Source organism: Curtobacterium sp. MCJR17_020, from assembly GCF_003234365.2.
GTDB lineage: Bacteria > Actinomycetota > Actinomycetes > Actinomycetales > Microbacteriaceae > Curtobacterium.
The window spans coordinates 3,827,525-3,845,772 of record NZ_CP126260.1 but is presented as its reverse complement, the minus strand read 5'-3'; the positions used below and the strand labels follow the sequence as shown (position 1 = coordinate 3,845,772).

The 18,248-nt window shown below is 70.9% G+C and carries 20 protein-coding genes; 16 read left to right on the top strand and 4 right to left on the bottom strand.

Features of this window, described 5'->3' with window-relative positions:
- The first annotated feature begins 146 nt into the window (after window positions 1-146).
- Both DEJ14_RS18470 and DEJ14_RS18465 read left to right on the top strand, forming a co-directional pair.
- Entirely contained in the window at window positions 147-1,031 is an 885-nt protein-coding gene (locus DEJ14_RS18470; protein ID WP_111083649.1) for a S26 family signal peptidase, read from the top strand.
- Window positions 1,028-1,882 carry a LamG domain-containing protein gene (locus DEJ14_RS18465; RefSeq protein WP_111083648.1) on the top strand — a complete coding sequence of 285 codons (855 nt, stop codon included), beginning with the start codon at window positions 1,028-1,030 and terminating at the stop codon, window positions 1,880-1,882. Before DEJ14_RS18470 ends, DEJ14_RS18465 begins: the two co-directional genes overlap by 4 nt.
- Window positions 1,883-1,982: 100 nt before the next feature.
- Here the strand turns inward: DEJ14_RS18465 and DEJ14_RS18460 are convergent, their stop codons facing one another.
- On the bottom strand, window positions 1,983-2,894 hold the full coding sequence (locus DEJ14_RS18460) for a LysR family transcriptional regulator (protein ID WP_111083647.1): 912 nt from the start codon (window positions 2,892-2,894) through the stop codon (window positions 1,983-1,985).
- Window positions 2,895-2,999: 105 nt separating this feature from the next.
- On the opposite strand from DEJ14_RS18460, the gene DEJ14_RS18455 reads away from it, so the two are divergent.
- The 3 genes from DEJ14_RS18455 (at window position 3,000) to DEJ14_RS18445 (ending at window position 5,243) form a co-directional block, all read left to right on the top strand.
- Window positions 3,000-3,785, top strand: a complete 786-nt coding sequence (locus DEJ14_RS18455) for an inositol monophosphatase family protein (protein WP_111083646.1) — start codon at window positions 3,000-3,002, stop codon at window positions 3,783-3,785.
- 56 nt (window positions 3,786-3,841) lie between these two features.
- Window positions 3,842-4,498, top strand: coding sequence for an NADPH-dependent F420 reductase (locus DEJ14_RS18450; protein ID WP_111083645.1), 657 nt, complete (start codon window positions 3,842-3,844; stop codon window positions 4,496-4,498).
- 175 nt (window positions 4,499-4,673) lie between these two features.
- The gene (locus DEJ14_RS18445) at window positions 4,674-5,243 is read left to right on the top strand and encodes a manganese efflux pump MntP (protein ID WP_111083644.1); all 570 of its coding nucleotides are present in this window, start codon (window positions 4,674-4,676) and stop codon (window positions 5,241-5,243) included.
- A 23-nt stretch (window positions 5,244-5,266) separates the two neighbouring features.
- Here DEJ14_RS18445 and DEJ14_RS18440 read toward each other — a convergent pair whose 3' ends face one another.
- Window positions 5,267-5,668, bottom strand: coding sequence for a hypothetical protein (locus tag DEJ14_RS18440; protein WP_181437368.1), 402 nt, complete (start codon window positions 5,666-5,668; stop codon window positions 5,267-5,269).
- An 18-nt stretch (window positions 5,669-5,686) separates the two neighbouring features.
- Between DEJ14_RS18440 and DEJ14_RS18435 the strand changes: the two genes are divergently transcribed.
- The 3 genes from DEJ14_RS18435 (at window position 5,687) to DEJ14_RS18425 (ending at window position 7,456) form a co-directional block, all read left to right on the top strand.
- Window positions 5,687-6,409 (top strand): SDR family NAD(P)-dependent oxidoreductase, encoded by a 723-nt coding sequence (locus DEJ14_RS18435; RefSeq protein ID WP_111083642.1) that lies wholly within the window; start codon window positions 5,687-5,689, stop codon window positions 6,407-6,409.
- Window positions 6,410-6,426: 17 nt separating this feature from the next.
- Complete coding sequence (locus tag DEJ14_RS18430; protein WP_111083641.1) at window positions 6,427-7,077, top strand: dihydrofolate reductase family protein; 651 nt, start codon at window positions 6,427-6,429, stop codon at window positions 7,075-7,077.
- 103 nt (window positions 7,078-7,180) lie between these two features.
- Entirely contained in the window at window positions 7,181-7,456 is a 276-nt protein-coding gene (locus DEJ14_RS18425) for a hypothetical protein (RefSeq protein WP_111083640.1), read from the top strand.
- On the opposite strand, the gene DEJ14_RS18420 is transcribed toward DEJ14_RS18425, so the two are convergent.
- On the bottom strand, window positions 7,457-7,996 hold the full coding sequence (locus tag DEJ14_RS18420) for a MarR family winged helix-turn-helix transcriptional regulator (protein ID WP_220036371.1): 540 nt from the start codon (window positions 7,994-7,996) through the stop codon (window positions 7,457-7,459).
- A gap of 59 nt (window positions 7,997-8,055) precedes the next feature.
- Between DEJ14_RS18420 and DEJ14_RS18415 the strand changes: the two genes are divergently transcribed.
- On the top strand, window positions 8,056-9,270 hold the full coding sequence (locus DEJ14_RS18415) for an FAD-dependent monooxygenase (RefSeq protein WP_111083639.1): 1,215 nt from the start codon (window positions 8,056-8,058) through the stop codon (window positions 9,268-9,270).
- An 8-nt stretch (window positions 9,271-9,278) separates the two neighbouring features.
- Here DEJ14_RS18415 and DEJ14_RS18410 read toward each other — a convergent pair whose 3' ends face one another.
- Entirely contained in the window at window positions 9,279-10,070 is a 792-nt protein-coding gene (locus DEJ14_RS18410) for an SDR family NAD(P)-dependent oxidoreductase (protein ID WP_111083638.1), read from the bottom strand.
- 107 nt (window positions 10,071-10,177) lie between these two features.
- Here DEJ14_RS18410 and DEJ14_RS18405 point away from each other — a divergent pair, with 107 nt between their 5' ends.
- From DEJ14_RS18405 to DEJ14_RS18375, 7 genes are all read left to right on the top strand, one after another.
- A complete protein-coding gene (locus tag DEJ14_RS18405) occupies window positions 10,178-10,678 on the top strand; it encodes a MarR family winged helix-turn-helix transcriptional regulator (protein WP_111083637.1) in 501 nt (166 codons plus the stop codon).
- Window positions 10,679-10,791: 113 nt separating this feature from the next.
- Entirely contained in the window at window positions 10,792-11,811 is a 1,020-nt protein-coding gene (locus DEJ14_RS18400; protein ID WP_181437367.1) for a LacI family DNA-binding transcriptional regulator, read from the top strand.
- Between the two features lie 110 nt (window positions 11,812-11,921).
- Window positions 11,922-13,184: an ABC transporter substrate-binding protein gene (locus DEJ14_RS18395; protein ID WP_111083635.1), complete on the top strand. Its 1,263-nt coding sequence runs from the start codon at window positions 11,922-11,924 to the stop codon at window positions 13,182-13,184.
- Window positions 13,185-13,193: 9 nt separating this feature from the next.
- Complete coding sequence (locus DEJ14_RS18390; RefSeq protein WP_111083634.1) at window positions 13,194-14,147, top strand: carbohydrate ABC transporter permease; 954 nt, start codon at window positions 13,194-13,196, stop codon at window positions 14,145-14,147.
- Complete coding sequence (locus DEJ14_RS18385) at window positions 14,144-15,016, top strand: carbohydrate ABC transporter permease (protein WP_111083633.1); 873 nt, start codon at window positions 14,144-14,146, stop codon at window positions 15,014-15,016. Before DEJ14_RS18390 ends, DEJ14_RS18385 begins: the two co-directional genes overlap by 4 nt.
- Before the next feature lie 53 nt (window positions 15,017-15,069).
- Window positions 15,070-16,347, top strand: a complete 1,278-nt coding sequence (locus tag DEJ14_RS18380; protein WP_111083632.1) for a family 1 glycosylhydrolase — start codon at window positions 15,070-15,072, stop codon at window positions 16,345-16,347.
- Between the two features lie 86 nt (window positions 16,348-16,433).
- On the top strand, window positions 16,434-18,116 hold the full coding sequence (locus tag DEJ14_RS18375) for a CBM35 domain-containing protein (RefSeq protein WP_111083631.1): 1,683 nt from the start codon (window positions 16,434-16,436) through the stop codon (window positions 18,114-18,116).
- Window positions 18,117-18,248: the final 132 nt, after the last annotated feature.

Genomic DNA, 18,248 nt, shown 5'->3' with positions numbered 1-18,248 from the left:
TCCGGGCCGGCTCCCCCCCCAGCCGTCCCGGGACGTCCCGTGACCCCAGACCGGCGACGCTCGACCGACCCCCCTCCGGCCGAGCGTCGCCACCCCCGTTCCACCAAGCGCAGTAGCCGCACACCACCGAGCCGGAGGAGCACGACATGAGCCAGACCGCAGCGATCCCGCTCAGCGGCACGCTCGACCGTCCGGTCCTCCGCGGTCGTGCGGTCACCCGCTCCGAGACCGTCCTCGCCTGGTTGCTCGCCCTGGTCGCCGCGCTGCTGCTCACCGCCGCCGTCCTGTTCCTGTCCGCCGGCGGCCGCTGGTTCGTCGTCGAGACGCCCTCGATGGGTGAAGCAGCCCCGGTCGGCACCCTCGTGCTCGACCTGCCGGTCGACGTCACCACCTTGGCCGTCGGCGACGTCGTCTCGTTCGAGACGTCCGCCAACCCGGACGTCGTCTACACGCACCGCATCGTCGCGATCGACGCCGACGGCGGCCTGCACACCCGCGGCGACGTGAACGGCGCGGTCGACCCGTGGACGCTGTCGCAGGCCGACGTGATCGGTACCCCGGCGCTCCTGGTCCCGCACCTCGGCTGGTTGTTCCGCGCCGCCCCGATCCTGCTCATCGGCACGCTCCTGATCCTGACCCTGACCAGTGCCTTCACGGACCGGGTGACACGCACCTGCCTCCGGATCGCCGGCTCCGCCCTGACGGTCTCGTACGCCGCGTTCGTGCTCAAGCCGTTCGTCAACGTGACGACCATCACGAACACCTCGAGCCCGACGGGCGTCGAGGCCACCGTCATCTCGTCCGGCATCTTCCCGGTGCGCATCGACGCCCACGGCGGCAACACCGTGCACCTGGTCGATGGCGAGGTCGGTCGGGTCGTCATCCACGAGCTCACGAAGAACGGGCACTACCAGCTGACCTCGAACATCGACCTCGACCCGCTCGGGTGGGTGGCGCTGATCGCCGTGTGCCTGGTGCCGCTCGTGGCCTGCCTGGCCGTCGGTCGCGTCGAGGCGGTGCGTCCCTCGTGATCCTCCGTCACCTGCGTGACGGCCGTGTCGTCGCCCTCCTGCTCGTGGTCGCCCTGGCCGTCGTCGTCCTGCTGAACCAGTTCGCCCCGACGCGCTCGGCGTACAGCGCCACCGTCCGGAACGACACGAACACCGCTGCGACCGCGCCGTACTTCACCTGCACGGGAGCCGTCGGAGCGGACACCGCGAACGCCCTGTTCGCGTACCGGCTCACCGAGTCGACGAACGCGAAGACCGCGACTGACTGGTCGGGCCGCGGAGTGAACGGCACCTACCAGGGCGCGATGACGGCGGTCATGCCGGACCCGAACGCCTGCCCGCGCGACACCGGCAGCGCCTACGTGCTGAACGGCTCCACGAGCTACGTCTCCACCTCGCGCTCGTACGCCAACCCGACCACCTTCAGCGAGGAGGTCTGGTTCAAGACGACGGTCGCCGGCGGACAGCTCATCGGCTTCGGCAGCAGCCAGACCGGTGGCTCCGGGCAGCACGACCGCAAGCTCTACCTCAACACGAGCGGACAGCTCGTGTTCGGTACCTACAACGGCACGACCCAGGTCGTCACGTCGCCCAAGGTGTACACCGACGGCACGTGGCACCACGTCGTGACCACGATGTCGCCGACGAACGGCATGCGCCTGTACGTCGACGGCACGCTGGTCGCGTCGAACGCGACGTACAAGACGCCGGAGAGCTACACCGGCTGGTTCCGGATCGGGTACGACACGATCGGCGGTTGGCCGGGTTCACCCGCCAACGCCTACTTCACCGGGTCCATGCGGTACGCGGCCGTCTACGGGACGGAACTGTCCGCCACCCAGGTCGCCGCGCACGCAGCAGCCGGTCGCTGACGCGCCGCGGAGCGGACGGGAGGCCCGTGGCGGGCCCGCCACGGGCCTCCCGTCCGTCTGCTGCTGACGTCCACGACGTGAGCCGGGTCACGGGAGCCGGTCAGGGTTCCAGCGTGCCGACGAGCGCCTGCTCGACGAGGCCGCGCAGCCACCGGTGTCCCTGGTCCGACGTGGAGCGCTGGTGCCAGGTCAGGACGACCGACACCGCCGGCAGGTCGACGGGCGGCGTGAACACCACGGTGTCGTCCGCTCGGACGGCACGTGACGCCACCGACGCCGGGATGTCGACGACCGCGTCCGTCGCGCGCACGATCTCCACGGCAGCGCTCGTGGACGCGACCGACGCGACCACCGATCGCGACCGTCCGGTCGCAGCGAGCAGCTCGTCGATCCGGTCGCCGAACCGGCCACGGCGGGAGACGACGACGTGCGGCACCGCTGCCCACGCGGCCAGGTCGACGTCGTCGGTGCCCGAGGCCAGGAGCGGGTGCCCGCGGCGTGCCAGCCCGACCAGGGGGTCCGTCGCGACGTGGCGGTGGTCGATCTCGGCGGTCGCGGGCTCGGCGGAACCGATCTCCAGGTCCACGACGCCCCGCCGCAGGTCCGTGGTGTCGTCGTCCGGTTCGCCGAGGAACCGCAGGCCGACGCCCGGTGCGGCCCGGTGCGTGTGCTCGACGAGCCACGGCGCGAGCACGGAGACCAGGGCGTCGTGCGCGCGGATCGTGAAGGTCCGGTGCAGGGCGCCGGCATCGAAGGTCGTCTCGGGTGTCAGGACCTGACGGCTCCGCAGCACGAGCGACCGGACCTCCTCGCGGATCGCGAGGGCGCGTGGCGTCGGACGCATCACTCGGCCGCTGCGCACCAGGACCTCGTCTCCGACGGCGATCCGGATGCGTCCGAGCGCGCGGCTCATGGCGGGTGCGGACAGGTGCAGCCGATCGGCGGCTCCGGTCACGCTCTCCTCTTCGAGCAGGGCGTCGAGCGCGGTGAGCAGGTTCAGGTCCAGTTGCACGAGACGCAATCTACCGGTGCGCGGAATGTACTGGTGTGCAATGGTCGGTGTTCGTAGCGTTGCTCCCGGATCGACGGACCGCGTCGGCTGAGACAGGAGACGACCATGGACGACCACCAGCTGCTCACCGGCGTGACGGAGGCGGTGACTGCGGCCGCGCAGGTGCTCCTCGAGCGGTTCTCGACCGCGAACCGGGTCGACGATGCGCGGTCGCTGCTCGCCGCGATCGACGCGAACGACGCGGCCTCGACGGCGGTGCTCCGACCGGCGCTCGAACGGCTCCGGCCCGACGCGCAGTGGGACGACGACGAAGAGGGCACCGGCACGCTCGGCCCGGGCGAGTGGTGGGTGACCGACGCCGCCGAGGGCAACGTCAACCTGGTCCACGGATCCGCGAACTGGGGCGTGACGGCGACGCTCGTGCGCGACGACGTCCCGGTCCTGACCGCCGTCGTCCTGCCGGCACTCGGCCAGGTGTTCACGGCCGTCCGGGGGGCCGGTGCGCGGCTGAACGGGACCCCGATCAGCGCCTCACGGAAGACGGAGCTCGGAGCCGCCCTGGTCGGTACCGGTCAGGCGAAGCCGGGCGAGGCACCGGCGGTCCGTCGCCGGATGAGCGACTCGATCGACCGGATGCTCGACGCAGCACTGCTCGTGTCGGCCTCGGTCCCCGCGACGGTGCAGCTCGTGCAGGTCGCCACCGGGCACGTCGACGGCTTCTGGCAGTTCGGGCAGGTGCGGTCCGGCCTGGCTGCCGGGGCGCTCCTGGTGCACGAAGCGGGCGGCGCCGTCATCGACACGACCGGTGCTCCCTGGACGCTGGCGAGCGAGGACTGCATCGCGGCGGCGGCGGACCTCGCCCGCCCGATCGCAGCAGTGCTCGCCCGCTGAGCCGCTGACCCCAACTCCTTGACCCTCCCGTCGCACCTGACCACGAAGGACACCCCATGACCACGACCACCACGACCACCACCATCGCCGTCCTCGGATCCGGACGTGTCGGGAGCACGCTCGCGCGCGGCCTCGTCGCCGCCGGCCACCCCGTCACCATCGGCGTCCGCGACCCCGATTCCGTCCGGCCGCACTGGGCCGACACCGGGGTCGAGGTCGCCGACGTCGCGACCGCCATCCGGACCGCCGCGGTCGTGGTCAACGCCACACCGGGCGACACGACCCTGGAGCGGATGACCGCACTGCGGGCCGGACTCGCCGGACGGATCCTGCTCGACGTCTCGAACGCGACCACGCGGACCGCCGACGGGTTGCCGGGTGGACTCGCCTACCTCGACGGCAGCCTCGGCGAGCGGCTGCAGGCCGCCCTGCCGGAGACCCGGGTGGTGAAGAGCCTCAACACGATGCTGTTCTCGGTCATGACCGCGCCGGCGGCACTCGCCACCCCGCCGACCGCCTTCGTGTCCGGGGACGACGCCGCGGCGAAGGCCACGGTGGGCGGACTGCTCCGCAGCCTGGGCTGGAAGGACGGGTGGGTCGTGGACCTCGGCCCGATCGCCACCGCGTCCGGCCCGGAGTCGATGGCCCTGATGGTGCCGAGCCTGCTCGGCGCGATCGGTTTCGCGCCCTTCGCCCTGTCCGTCGCTCGCTGAGGACCGGACGCGCGACCGGCGGCGACCACGGGGGTCCGGGGCGGGCACACCAACCCCCGGATTCGGCACGACGAATACCGCTGATCAGGCCTTTTCGTCCTCGGAACCATGCCAGGATCGTCAGGTCCTGAGACGTCGGCGTCTCCGTCCGACCGTCTCGAAAGGCGCCGCCCCCATGTCGTTCTGGGCCCTCTTCCTCATCGCGCTCGGTGTCTCCGCAGACGCCTTCGCCGTCGCCCTCGGCAAGGGCCTGCACATGAAGCGCTTCGACGTGCGGCACGCCCTCGTCATCGCGCTGACGTTCGGTGCGTTCCAGGCGCTCATGCCCCTGCTGGGCTGGCTGCTCGGGTCGGCGTTCGCCCGCTCCATCGCGGACTTCGACCACTGGATCGCGTTCGGGCTGCTCGCGCTGATCGGCGGCAAGATGCTGTGGGAGGCGTTCTCGAAGCACGAGGACACCGAGCAGGACACCGACCGCCTGCCGATCCGTGAGCTCCTGGTCCTGGCGATCGCGACGAGCATCGACGCCCTGGCCGTCGGCGTCACGTTGGCGTTCCTGCCGGTGTCGATCGGCGGCGCGGTGCTGCTCATCGGTGTGACGACGGCGGTGCTGTCCTTCGTCGGCGTGGTGGTGGGCCGCCGCGTCGGAGCCCGGTTCGGCAAGCCCGCCGAGATCGCCGGCGGTGTGGTGCTCATCCTGATCGGCGTGAACATCGTGCTGGAACACACGGGCGTCATCGGCTGAGGTCGCGGAACGGGCGCCGTCCGTCAGATGTCGAGGACGCCGTCCACCGCTTCGTCGCGCAGCGCGATGTGTCCGCTGCCGATGTCCTCGTCGAGGTACACCGTCACGTACGTCCAGTCCTCGACGTGGCCGGCCTCGTCGAACACCCGGTAGCGCCGACGGAGCCGCAGGTACGGCACGTCGCTGTGCTCGAACGACACGACCACCTCGGTCGCGGGCCACTCCCCCTCGACGACGACCTCGACGTTCCGGTAGGCGCTCGCCGCACGGCGGGGCTCCGGGTGCTCGCGGGTCCACAGGATCCCCGGCTCGGCCAGCGACTCCGTGTGGCGGGGCCGAGAACGGACGGGAGGCGCGGGGCGGGCCTGCCCCGCGCCTCCCGTCCGCCCTGCTGCTGGTCCACGGGCCGCACACGCCTCCGCCACCCGGCGCATGATGGCCACATGTCCCGCATCCTCGTCACCGGCTCGACCGACGGCCTCGGGCGGGCGACCGCCGACACCCTGCTCCGCGACGGGCACGACGTCGTCGTGCACGCCCGGAGCACGGCACGTGCGGACGCGGTCGCCGACCTGCTCGACCGCGGTGCCACCCTCGTCGTCGCCGACCTGTCCGACCGCGACGCCGTGATCGCCGCCGCGCGCGACCTCGACGCCGGCGACCCGATCGACGCGGTCGTGCACAACGCCGGCGTGATCTCCGGCCGTGCGCTGATCCCGGTCAACGTCGTCGCGCCGTACCTGTTCACCGCGCTGCTCCACGCGCCGACCCGGCACGTCTACCTGAGCAGTGGGATGCACCGCGGCGGCCGCCCCCGACTGGACGGCGTCGACTGGGACGGCACCGCGGAGACGAACACCTACTCGGACACCAAGCTCTTCGTGACCGCGCTCGCCGCCGAGGTCGCCGAGCGCCGGCCCGGCGTTCTGAGCAACGCCGTCGATCCGGGCCGGGTGCCGACCAAGATGGGCGGCGCGGGGGCGTCGGACGACCTCGAGCTCGGGCACCGCACGCAGGAGGCCCTCGTGACGGACCCAGATGCAACCCTCAGCGGCGGTTACTGGTTCCACGGAGAGCGGCAGGAGCCGCACCAGGCGGTCGCTGACCCGCAGTTCCGCCGCCAGCTCGTCGACGCCCTGGCGGCGGCGACCGGCATCACCCTCTGAAGCAGGACAGGAGCACCATGTCGACGGTCAGGGTCCACAACTTCGCGATCTCGCTCGACGGGTACGGTGCCGGAGCGGACCAGTCGGTCGACCGTCCGTTCGGGCACGCCGAGGGTCGCCTGATGGACTGGTTCGCGGCCACCGCGACCTTCCGCGCGATGCAGGGCGCGTCCGGCGGGACCACCGATGTCGACGACGAGTTCGCTCGCGCCTGGGGACCGGAGATCGGTGTCGAGATCATGGGGCGGAACAAGTTCGGACCCCAGCGCGGGCCGTGGCCCGACGACGGCTGGACCGGCTGGTGGGGCGACGAACCGCCGTTCCACACGCCCGTGTTCGTGCTCACGCACCACCCGCGCGAGCCCCTCGAGATGGCGGGCGGGACGACCTTCCACTTCGTCGACGCCACCCCGGCGGAAGCGCTCGAGCTCGCCCGCCAGGTCGCACCGGGCCGGGACGTCCGCATCGGCGGTGGGGTCGAGACCGTCCGCGAGTTCCTGCTGGCCGACCTGGTCGACCACCTGCACGTGGTCGAGGTGCCGATCGTGCTCGGCCGGGGCGAGCGGCTCTGGGACGGACTCGAGGGGATCGAGGAGCGCTTCGCCGTCGAGACGGTCGCGTCGCCGTCGGGGGTCGTGCACCGCACGTTCACGCGGGCGGCGCGCTGATCGCACGGGCCGGCGGACGAACCTGAGCCGTCGTGTCGGCCGGAGACTACCGTCGACCGCAGGTGACCCGAGCCCCCGGCTGCCGGCACGATCTCTTCGTCCGATGCCGACCGGGAACGCCATGTCCTCCTCGCAGACCGATCTCCCACACCAGTACGACCCGACGAGCTGGACCGCGCTCGAAGTCGGCCGGTGGGAAGCCCGCTCCGGCCGGTCCCACATCGGGACCGTCGTCTTCACGAACCGGTACGAGGTCCGTGGATGGTCGGGCGAGGTCTTCGGCGACCACACGAGCCTGGAGAGCGCGAAGGCACAGGTCGAGGCGATGGCACGGTGGAGCCTCGGTGAGCGACCGTGGTCACCCGACGGAGTCGACTGATCAGTCCATCGCGTCGTCGTAGATCCCGATCAGGCGGTCGAGGAACGTCTGCACCGTGGCGCGTTCGCTGTCGTCCATGCCGGCGACGACGTCCTCGATGCCCTCGATCAACGGGAGCACCAGGTCGTACGCACGGTCGGAGGACCGCTCGGCTGCGGTGACCACGAGCTTCCGGCCGTCGCTGGGGTGCCGCTCGCGCGTGACGTGGCCGGCGGACTCGAGTCGGTTGAGCACGAGGGTCATCGCTGCGGTGGAGATCTCCAGTCGCCGCGCGAGCTCGGTCGGGGTGGACTGGCCGTGGCTGATGAGGTGGTCCATCGCCTCGAGCCCGGCCGCGTCGACGTCGAGCGCTCTGGCGAGGTGTCGCTCGAACCGCTGCTGCCGCACGCCGACCTGCTGCACCCGTGCGCGGATGTCGTCGTCGGGCAGCGGCCGTCCGTCCCGACGGGCTGCTTCGCGGTCGCGTCGGTCGTCGCGGTCGCTCCGGACGTCGCGGTCTCGTCGTCCGTCGGTGGGCGCTGTCGGTTCGTCGTGCGGCACGAGGTCGATGGTAGCCGTGTAGATTGCCAATACCGTTGGTAATCAAGATTCGAGGCAACATGTCGACCGACCGCAAGCGCGTCCTCATCTCCGGTGCGAGCATCGCCGGGCCCGCCCTGGCCTACTGGCTGCACCGCTACGGCTACCAGACGACGATCATCGAGCGCGCCCCGGAACTCCGGACCGGCGGCCAGAACGTCGACGTGCGGGGCGCCGGGCGCGAGGTCTCGCGGCGGATGGGCATCGAGGACGACATCCGTGCCGCCACGACGGGTGAGGTCGGCACGCGGTTCATCGGCCGCTCCGGTTCGGTCATCGCGGAGTTCCCGGCGGGCACCACGGATTCGGGCGGCGCCACCGCGGAGCTCGAGATCCTGCGCGGTGACCTGGCGCAACTGCTCGTCAGCCAGACCACCGACACCACCGAGTACCGCTTCGGCGACCGCATCACCGGCATCGCGGACGACGACGACGGCGTGACCGTGCAGTTCGAGCACGCCCCTGACGAGCGGTTCGACCTGGTGGTCGCGGCGGACGGCATCGGGTCGAGCACCCGGCGGCTGGTCTTCGGCGACGAGCCCGAGATCCGGTCCCTCGGCCTCGAGACGTCCTACGCGACGATCCCCCGCACCGACGCCGACGACGACTGGTGGCGCTGGTACAACGCGCCAGGTGGGCGGTCGGTGACGCTCCGGCCGGACCCGCACGGCACGATCCGCGCGACGCTGTCGTTCGTGACCGACCGGACGCGGGAGCGCGCCGGCTCCGAACGACGGACGATCGAGGAACAGCGCCGACGCCTGCGCACCGTGTTCGCGGACGCCGGGTGGGAGGCGGGTCGTGTGCTCGAGGGCATCGACACCGCCGACGACCTGTACTCCGAGTCGATCGGGCAGGTCCGTGCGCCGCGGTGGTCCGAGGGTCGGGTCGCGCTCGTGGGCGACGCCGCCTACTGCGCCTCGCCGGTCAGCGGCATGGGCACGAGTCTGTCGCTCACCGGGGCGTACGTGTTGGCCGGTGAACTCGCCGCCCACGTCGACCACCGCGACGCCTTCCGTGGCTACGAGCGCATCATGCGGCCGTACGTCGCGCAGGCGCAGCAGCTGCCGCCAGGGGTCCCGCGGGTCGCGAACCCGAAGAGCCGGCTCGGGATCGCTGCGTTCGGTGCCGCGGCCCGGGTCGCCTCGACGCCGTTCATCGGTCGGCTCGGCGATCGGTTCTTCACGCCGCCGGCGGACGCGATCGACCTGCCCGACTACGCGCACCTGGGCTGACGTGCCACCTACAGGAGCCCGGTCAGGACGCCGCCGTCCGCCCGGATCGCGGCGCCGTTCGTCGCGGAGGACAGCGGGCTCGCGAGGTAGGTGACGAGCGCCGCGATCTCGGCCGGGTCGATGAAGCGCTCGAGCAGGCTGGTCCGGTTCTGACCGATGATCGCGGCCCGCATCGCCTCGACCGGAAGAGCCTGCGCCTCGGCGATCGCCTCGACCGTCGTCGCGACACCGTCGGAGTACGTGGGACCGCCGAGGACGGTGTTGATCGTGACCGAGGTCCCACGTGTCTGCTTCGCGAGTCCGTTCGCGAGCGCGATCACCGCGGCCTTGGTCACGCCGTAGTGCACCATGTCCGCGGGGACGTTCACGCCGGACTCGCTGCCGATGAACACGATGCGACCCCACCCGCGTTCGAGCATCCCGCCGAGCAGGTGCCGCGACAGGCGGACCCCGCTCATCACGTTGACCTCGAAGTACCGGGACCAGTCCTCGTCGGCGATCGACTCGAAGGCGGCCAGGCCGAAGAGTCCGACGTTGTTGACGAGGACGTCGACGTCGTCGAGGGACTCGAGCAGTCGGGTGACGTCGCCCGGGTCTCCGAAGTCGGCCGCGATCCCGGACACCGTGGCTCCCGGCTGGTCGCGCCGCAGGCGATCGACGGCTGCCTCGACCCTGGCGTCCTCCCGGCCGTTGACGATCACGCGCATGCCCTCGGCCGCGAGTGCAGAGGCGATCGCGTACCCGATGCCCTGCGTCGATCCGCTGATGAACGCCGTCCTGGCTCGGAGCTGCAGGTCCATGGGTCCTCCTTCGTCGTCCCGCGTCGCTCGACCCGGTGACTTGCCTGAGCAAGTCACCATACGGCCGTTTACTTGCTCAGGCAAGTCACCGGTCGTACGATGCCGTGATGGCACCGCCCGACGAACCACACGGCCTGCGCGGCGAACGACTCGAGATCTGGGCAGCCGTGGCGACGATGCTCGAACGGCTCCCGGCCGCCCTGGACGCCCAACTCCAACGAGACAGTGGCCTCACGCACTTCGAACTCGGCGTCCTCACCGCCCTCGACGCCGCGCCGGACAGGACCCTGCGGATGAGCACGCTCGCCGGGTACGCGAGCTCGACGCTCTCGCGACTGTCCCGCGCGGTGACTCGGCTCGAGGCGAAGGGGTGGGTGCGCCGTGTGGTCGACCCGACGGACGGTCGCTTCACCCTCGCGGTCTTGACGGATGACGGGCACGGCAAGGTCCTCGAGTCGACGCCCGCGCACCACGCCCTGGTCGAGCGCCTGGTGTTCGACACGCTCACCGAGACGCAGACGCTGCAGCTCGGGGTCATCGCGCGGAGCGTCGGCGACGCAGTGGACGCAGCTCCGGCGTGGACGCCGCCCAGGGCCCGCCAGCCGTGACCGGACTGACAGGTCCGGGCCGCACCACGCTGGTGCGGTAGGTTCCTGCCCAACGCATTCCGGACGCGAGAGAGGGGGCGCGGATGGCGCAGGGACACCGCTCTCCCCCCACGATGAGCGACGTCGCAGCCGTCGCCGGCGTCTCGAAGAAGACCGTCTCGAACGTCCTGTCGGGCTACGAACACGTCTCCGCCCGCACCCACGACCGGGTGATGGCGGCGGTGGACGAACTCGGGTACGAGCTCAACGTCTCGGCCCGGAACTTCCGCGCCGGCCGGTCGAAGGTCATCGGCCTGGCGGTGCCGGAACTGCGGCAGGCGTACTTCGCCGAGCTCGCCGACGCCGTGATCCGCGCCGCCGGTGCCGTCGGGTACACGGTGCTCATCGAGCAGACCGCGAGCGGCGTGCGCGAGGCGGACGCGATCACCCGGATGCGCGAACACTCGATCGACGGCATCATCTACAGCCCGCTGACGGTGCGGTCGAGCGATGCTCCTGCGCTCGAGGTGAAGTTCCCCCTCGTGGTGCTCGGCGAGCCGATCCCGGACAGCCCGGTCACGTTCATCACGATGTCCAACGCAGACGCCCTGCACGACGCGACGGCGCACCTGCTCGACGCGGGCCGTCGATCGATCGCGTTCATCGGGTCAGAACCGTCGGGGCCGGTACGGACGGCGCAGGAACGCCTGCGCGGATACCGCGAGGCGCTCGCCGAACACGGCGTCGCGTTCCGGCAGGAGCGGGTCGTGCCGACGGCGCTCTGGCACCGCGCCGAGGGTGCGGCGGCGGCGCGGGCACTGCTCGACTCCGGCGTCGAGGTCGACGGGATCGTCTGCTGCAACGACGCCCTGGCGCTCGGGGCGATGAGTGCGTTGCAGCTCGCCGGTCGGACCGTGCCGGACGACGTCGCGGTCGTCGGCTTCGACGACATCGAGGAGTCGGCGTACGCGACGCCCGCGCTGACCACGGTGTCGGCCGACCTGGACCGGGTCGCGGCGACGGCGGTCGGGGTGCTCGTCGAGCAGCTCGAGCAGGACGCGGCCGTCGGCCCGGGTGTGCTGCGCTCGCCGCATGCACTGGTCGTGCGGGCGTCGTCGGCGCCCGTCGCCGTGGAACGCACGGTCTCCGTCTGAGGTCTTGACCTGCCCGACGAGCACGGACTACTGTCCAGATTTACACCGGTGTAAATCCGGCATGGACGAGGTCCCGCACACCGATGTGCGGGACGGATGGCAGGTTTTCGATGAAGAAGCACATCGCGGTCGTCGCGCTCGCAACAGCGGCGGCGATCTCCCTGGCCGGGTGCGCCGGCTCCCCCGGATCGTCCGCGAACGCCCACGTCGACCTGACGTTCTGGCACGGGTACACCGAGGCCGACGGCAAGGTCCTGGACGGCATCGTCAAGGACTTCAACGAGTCGCAGGACAAGGTCACGATCACGACCCAGACGAAGACGTGGGCGGTCATCGACGACACGATGCTCCCCGCGCTGACGGCGAAGAAGGGCCCGGACATCGTCGCGATGACCTCGGACCGACTGCCCGTCTACGCCGAGAAGAAGGCGCTCGTCGACCTGAGCGACTTCTACGACGACGACACCAGCAACACCGGGGAGCTCAAGGAGCAGGCCGTCGCGATGGAGCAGGTCGACGGCAAGGAGTACGGCGTCCCGAGCGGCTTCGTGCCCCTGTCCGTGATCTACAACAAGAAGCTCTTCGCCGAGGCCGGCATCGACGCGTTCCCGACGACGTGGGACGAGTGGGTCGCCGACGCGAAGAAGCTGACGAAGGACGAGAACGGCGACGGCACCCCGGAGCAGTACGGGCTCGTGCTGCCGGACCACCAGACGGTCGGCAACGGCATCTGGCCGAGCCTGTTCGCCGGCAACGGCGGCTCGATCACGAACGACGCCGGGACCAAGTCGACCATCGACTCCGCTGCGAACGTCGAGACGCTCGAGTACTGGGCGAAGGCGATCCGGCAGGACAAGATCTCGCCGACCGGTGTCGACGGCATCGCGGCCGACAAGCTCTTCACCGCCGGCAAGACCGCCATGGAGATCGGCGGCCCCTGGATGGCCGGCGTCGCGAAGGCGTCCGACATCGACTACGGGATCGCCGCGATCCCGGCCGGGCCGAAGGCGCAGGTGGCCTCCGCCATCGGCATCTCGCTCGGCGTGACCGCACAGACCGACGACCCGAAGCAGGCCGCTGCCGAGGACTTCCTGCGGTACTTCAACGAGAAGAACGTCGCGACCAAGTGGGCGCTCGGGTCGGGTTGGCCGTCCCTGCGCACCGACGTGACCGCCGCCGACGTCGACGCGAACCCCACCGTCGCGGCGCTGACCGGTCTGCCCGGCACGACGATCCCGCTCCTGCCGGGGGTCGTGAACAGCGGTGACGTGCTCACCGCCCTCGACACCGCGACGCAGAAGTCGATCGCGGGCGGCGACCCGGAGTCGCTCCTCGGCACCGCCGACACCGACGTGCAGTCAGCCCTGGAGTAGAGGACCACGATGACCACGCAGCAACTCGGCCGACGCCGTCGGTACCGTCCCCCGGGACAGCTCGGCGGCCGGACGCCCCTGAACGGGACCTTCCGCCGCCGTGCGACCGTCGTCGGCTTCCTCGCACCCGCGATCGTCATCCTCGGGGCGTTCGTCCTCTGGCCGATGCTCTCGGCGCTGCGGCTGTCCTTCACGGATGCCAGCGGGTTCGGTGACCCGAGCTGGGTCGGCTTCGCGAACTACGTCCGGGTCTTCACCGACCCGGACGTGGTCCGGTCGATCGGCAACACCGCGCTGTACTCGGTGCTGTTCACGCCGGTCGCGATCGCCGTGGCGCTGGTGCTGGCCCTGGCGCTCAACCACCCGGCGCTGCCGTTCCGCGGGTTCTTCCGCTCGGCGCTGTTCCTGCCGTTCATCGTGTCCCTGGCGGTCGCCGCGTTCGCGTGGTCGTACCTGCTCGACCCGCAGATCGGCCTGCTGAACCACTGGCTCCAGGTGGGCGGCATCCGGCTCGGCAACGTCCTGCAGGACCCGACGCTCGCCATGCCGACCGTGGTGCTCGTCGCGGTCTGGAAGAACTTCGGCTTCTACATGGTCATCTTCCTGGCCGGGCTGCAGGAGATCCCGACCAGCCTGTACGAGGCGGCGCAGCTGGACGGCGCGAACGGCCGCCAGCGGTTCGCGAACGTGACGTTCCCGATGCTCAGCAACACCATGGCGTTCGTCGTCATCGTCGCGCTCATCGCCGCACTGCAGGCGTTCGACCAGATCTACGTCCTGACCGGCGGCGGGCCGTACCGGTCCACCGAGACGATCGTCATGCAGATCTACCAGTCCGGGTTCAAGGACCTCGACCTCGGCTTCGCGTCCGCACTGGCCTACGTGCTGCTCATCGCGACCCTGCTGCTGAGCCTCGTGCAGTTCCTGTTCTTCGGCAAGCGCGGAGAGGACACCGCATCATGACCGCACTCCCCCGTCCGGCCACCGCGGTCCGGCGCAGGACCGTGGCCCGGCGCCCACCGTCGATGCGCTGGCTCGGCTTCGCCGCGGTGCTCATCGTCACCCTCGCGGTGCTGCTCCCCGTGCTCGTGATCGTGTTCACGGCGTTCAAGCCGGCGAGCGAGGTGAACGCCTACCCGCCGACGCTGTTCCCGCACACGTGGACGCTCGACAACTTCCGGGCGATCTTCACACAGCTGCCGTTCGGCCGGCTCATCCTGAACAGCTTCGCCTTCGCCGGCGGGGTGACGGTGTTCGCGTTGGCGTTCGACGCGCTCGCCGCCTACGCGCTGGCCCGGCTCGACTTCCGGGGAAGCAAGGTCCTGCTCATCGTGATCATCGCCAGCCTGATGATCCCGTTCCAGGCCACCCTGATCCCGATCTACCAGCTCGTGTCCGACCTCGGGTGGGTGAACACCTTCGCCGGCCTCATCGCACCACGGGCGGCGGACGCCTTCGGGATCTTCTTCCTCCGGCAGTTCTTCGTGTCGCTCCCCCGCGACCTCGACAACGCGGCGCGGATCGACGGGGCGTCCGAGTGGCGGATCTTCCGGAGCATCATCCTGCCGAACGCCGTACCGGCACTGCTCACCCTCGGCATCTTCACCTTCGTCAACAACTGGAACGACCTGCTCTGGCCGCTGGTGTTCACCACCGACCAGGACATGGGGACCATCACCTCGGGGCTGACCCTGCTGACCGGACCCGGCGGCATCATCCCGCAGGGCGTGATGATGGCCGGCGCCCTGATCGCCGTGCTGCCCCTCGCCGTCATGTTCCTGCTCGTGCAACGCCGCTTCATCGAGAGCGTCGCCAGGACCGGGCTCAAGTGACGACGACCCCGCGCGGTCCCCTCGGGGGCGCGCCCACCACGAAACGAGACACCATGCACTGGTCCGACGACGGGCGGCTGCACTTCGCCCTGGGCATCGAGGACACGTTCGTCCCGCAGGCCCGCCCGGGCGAGCGCCCCATCGACGAGTACGAACTCACCGACCACTACCGGCAGTACGCCGCCGACCTCGGCCTCGCGGTCGACGTCGGCGCCGAGCTGCTCCGCTGGGGCGTGCCCTGGTACCGGGTCGCTCCGGAGCCCGGTGTGTGGGACTGGTCGTGGGTCGACGGTGTCATGCAGCGGTTCCGTGAGACCGGCCTGCGGCCCGTCGTCGACCTGCTCCACTACGGCACACCGCTCTGGCTCGACGGTCAGTTCGCGAACCCCGACTACCCGGCGCACGTCACGGAGTACGCCGCCCGGTTCGCCGCCCGGTACGGCGACGTCGCGACCGACTACACGCCCGTCAACGAGCCCGTGATCCACGCCCTGTTCTCGGGTGAGTACGGCTACTGGCCGCCGTACCTGACCGGCGCCGAGGGCTCTGCCCGCATCGCCTCGGCCCTGGCGAAGGGGTTCGTCTCCACCCAGCAGGCGATCGCCCGCGAGCTCGGCGACGCAGCGACCTTCGTGCACGTCGACGCCGGTATCCGGTACGTCGGCGACGTCGATGCCCCCGAGCACCGGGACACCGTGGCGCGGCTCCGCGCCCAGACGTTCCTGGTCGAGGACCTCGTGACCGGCGGGGTCGACGACCACCATCCGCTCGTCGGACGGCTGCGCTCCGGCGGGGTCACCGACGCGGACCTCGACTGGTTCCGCCAGCACGCGGTGCGGCCGGACGTCATGGGCGTCAACTACTACCCGCTGCACTCCACCGAGGTCTTCGAAGCCGGCGTCCACCACGGCGGCGGCTTCGCCGACCCGCGTCCGTACCGGGACACGGGGGCCGAGGGGCTCCGCGACGTGCTGACGACGTACGCCGAGCGGTACGGCGCCCCGGTCATGCTCACCGAGACGTGCGTCACCGGGTCCGTCGACGAACGCATCGGCTGGCTCGACGACTCCGTGGCCGCCGTGCACGAGCTCCGTGCCGAGGGCGTCCCGGTGGTCGGGTACACCTGGTGGCCGCTGTTCGACATGTACGAGTGGACCTGGCGGCACACGGACGCACCCCGCCAGGAGCACCTGCTCACGATGGGCCTCTTCGACCTCGTCGAAGACGGCGACGGCGGGCTCGACCGCCGTCGCAACCCGGTCGCCGACGCCTTCGCCGCGCATGCGCGGCAGGAACGGGCCGTGGCAGCGGCCCTGTCGGCGACCCAGTGACGGTCTGGAGGCGCGAGTCGGGTCGGTCCCGCGCCTCCAGTCCGTCTCCGCGCACCACCACTGCACCACCAACCGAACGGAGCACCATGTCCCTCCGCCTCGGCGCCGCTCCGGCGCCTCGTCGACGCCGAACGCTCGCGCTCGTCGTCACCGCTGCCGCTGCTGCGGCGGCCCTCGTCGCCGGTGTCACCGGCCCCGCTCCCGCCCAGGCGGTCACGACCGGCAACGGAGCCCTCGTGTACTCGCCCGCCGCGGGCACCGCCTTCAACCCCGAGGGCGGACGTGCTGCCGGCACGACCTACGCCAAGAACATCGTCCTGAAGAACAGCGGATCGGCGAACGGCCAGCAGTTCGTCACCTTCGACCAGCTCGTGCTCGAGAACGGCGTGCAGGTCTACCCGATCTACCGCAGCACCGACAACGGCACCTCGTGGAGCCGCGTCGCCACCGTGAAGCCGAGCACCCAGTTCCCGACGCTCACCCGCACCGCGCAGCCCTCGCTGTACGAGACTCCGATCCAGCTCGGCACCATGCCCGCCGGCACCCTGCTGCTGAGCGGCATGATCATGCCGACCGACCGGTCGAGCAGCCGTCTGGTCATGTACAAGAGCCTCGACCACGGTCTCACCTGGTCGTTCGTGAGCACCGTCGACACCGGCGGGCCCGCCACGTACGACCCGAGTCCGACGTCCACCACCTCGACGGTCTGGGAGCCGTCCGTCGCGGTCGACGCCGACGGCGGCCTCGTGACGTACTTCTCCGACGAGCGGCAGAAGGCAAAGGGCGTCCTGCAGGCCGTCAGCTACCGACGGTCGACGGACGGCGGTCTCACCTGGGGCGGCCTGGTGAACGTCTCGGCGCCGACGAACAAGAGTGACCGGCCCGGCATGATCACGGTCACCCGGATCCCGAACGGCAACTACGTGGCGACGTTCGAGGTCGTCAACCGACCGAGCCAGACGAACAACACGGCGCCGGTGTACTTCAAGACCTCGCCCGACGGGCTGACCTGGAGCCCGGAGACGAGCATCGGGACGAAGATCGCACTGCCCGACGGCCGCGGGGTCGGTTCCTCGCCCGAAGTCCGCTGGGTCCCGACGACGGGCGACGCGAACGGCATGATCGTGGTGTCGTCGAAGTGGTCGCTCGACAGCGCCGGCAACATCGACGGCGGGCAGAACTTCGTCGTCAACCGCAACCAGGGCTCCGGCTCGTGGGAGCAGCTGCCCTACGCCGTCACGTACGACGCCCGCGACGCCGAAGGCGGCACGTTCAGCGGCTTCGCCCAGGGCTTCGACTCGAGCGCGGACGGCAAGACGCTCTACCAGGCGACGAACGTCGAGAACCTGACGACGACCTACAACGACGTGCGGGTCGGGTCGATCCCGATCAACGCGCTGCGGTACGAGGCCGAGTCGGCGGTGCGGAGCGACACGAGCACGGTCACCCAGGCCGACGCCGTCGGCGGTGCGAAGGTCGGCAACATCAACAACGCGACCAGCTCCGTGCAGTTCACGGTGCAGGCGGCGACCGCGGGGACGTACACCGTCAACGTCCGGTACGACAACGGCACCGGGGCGGCGAGCACGCACGCGCTCGCCGTCAACGGAGCGTCGGCCGGGACGGTCAGCTACGCGCCGACCGTCAACTGGGGGCGCTTCGGGTGGGCGCAGAAGACCGTCACCCTGAAGGCCGGCGCGAACACGCTGACCTTCACGAAGGGCACGGGCTTCGCGGAGCTGGACCAGATCCAGGTGTTCCAGCCCTGACGCCGAAGCTGCGGCCCTGGTCGTGAGCAGATGAGGGACGGGCGCACCCGCTCGGCGGCGACGCGAAGCGTCGCGCGGGTGCGCCGACCGAGCCTGCGAGGGAGGACGTGGCGGACCCGCCACGGGCCTCCC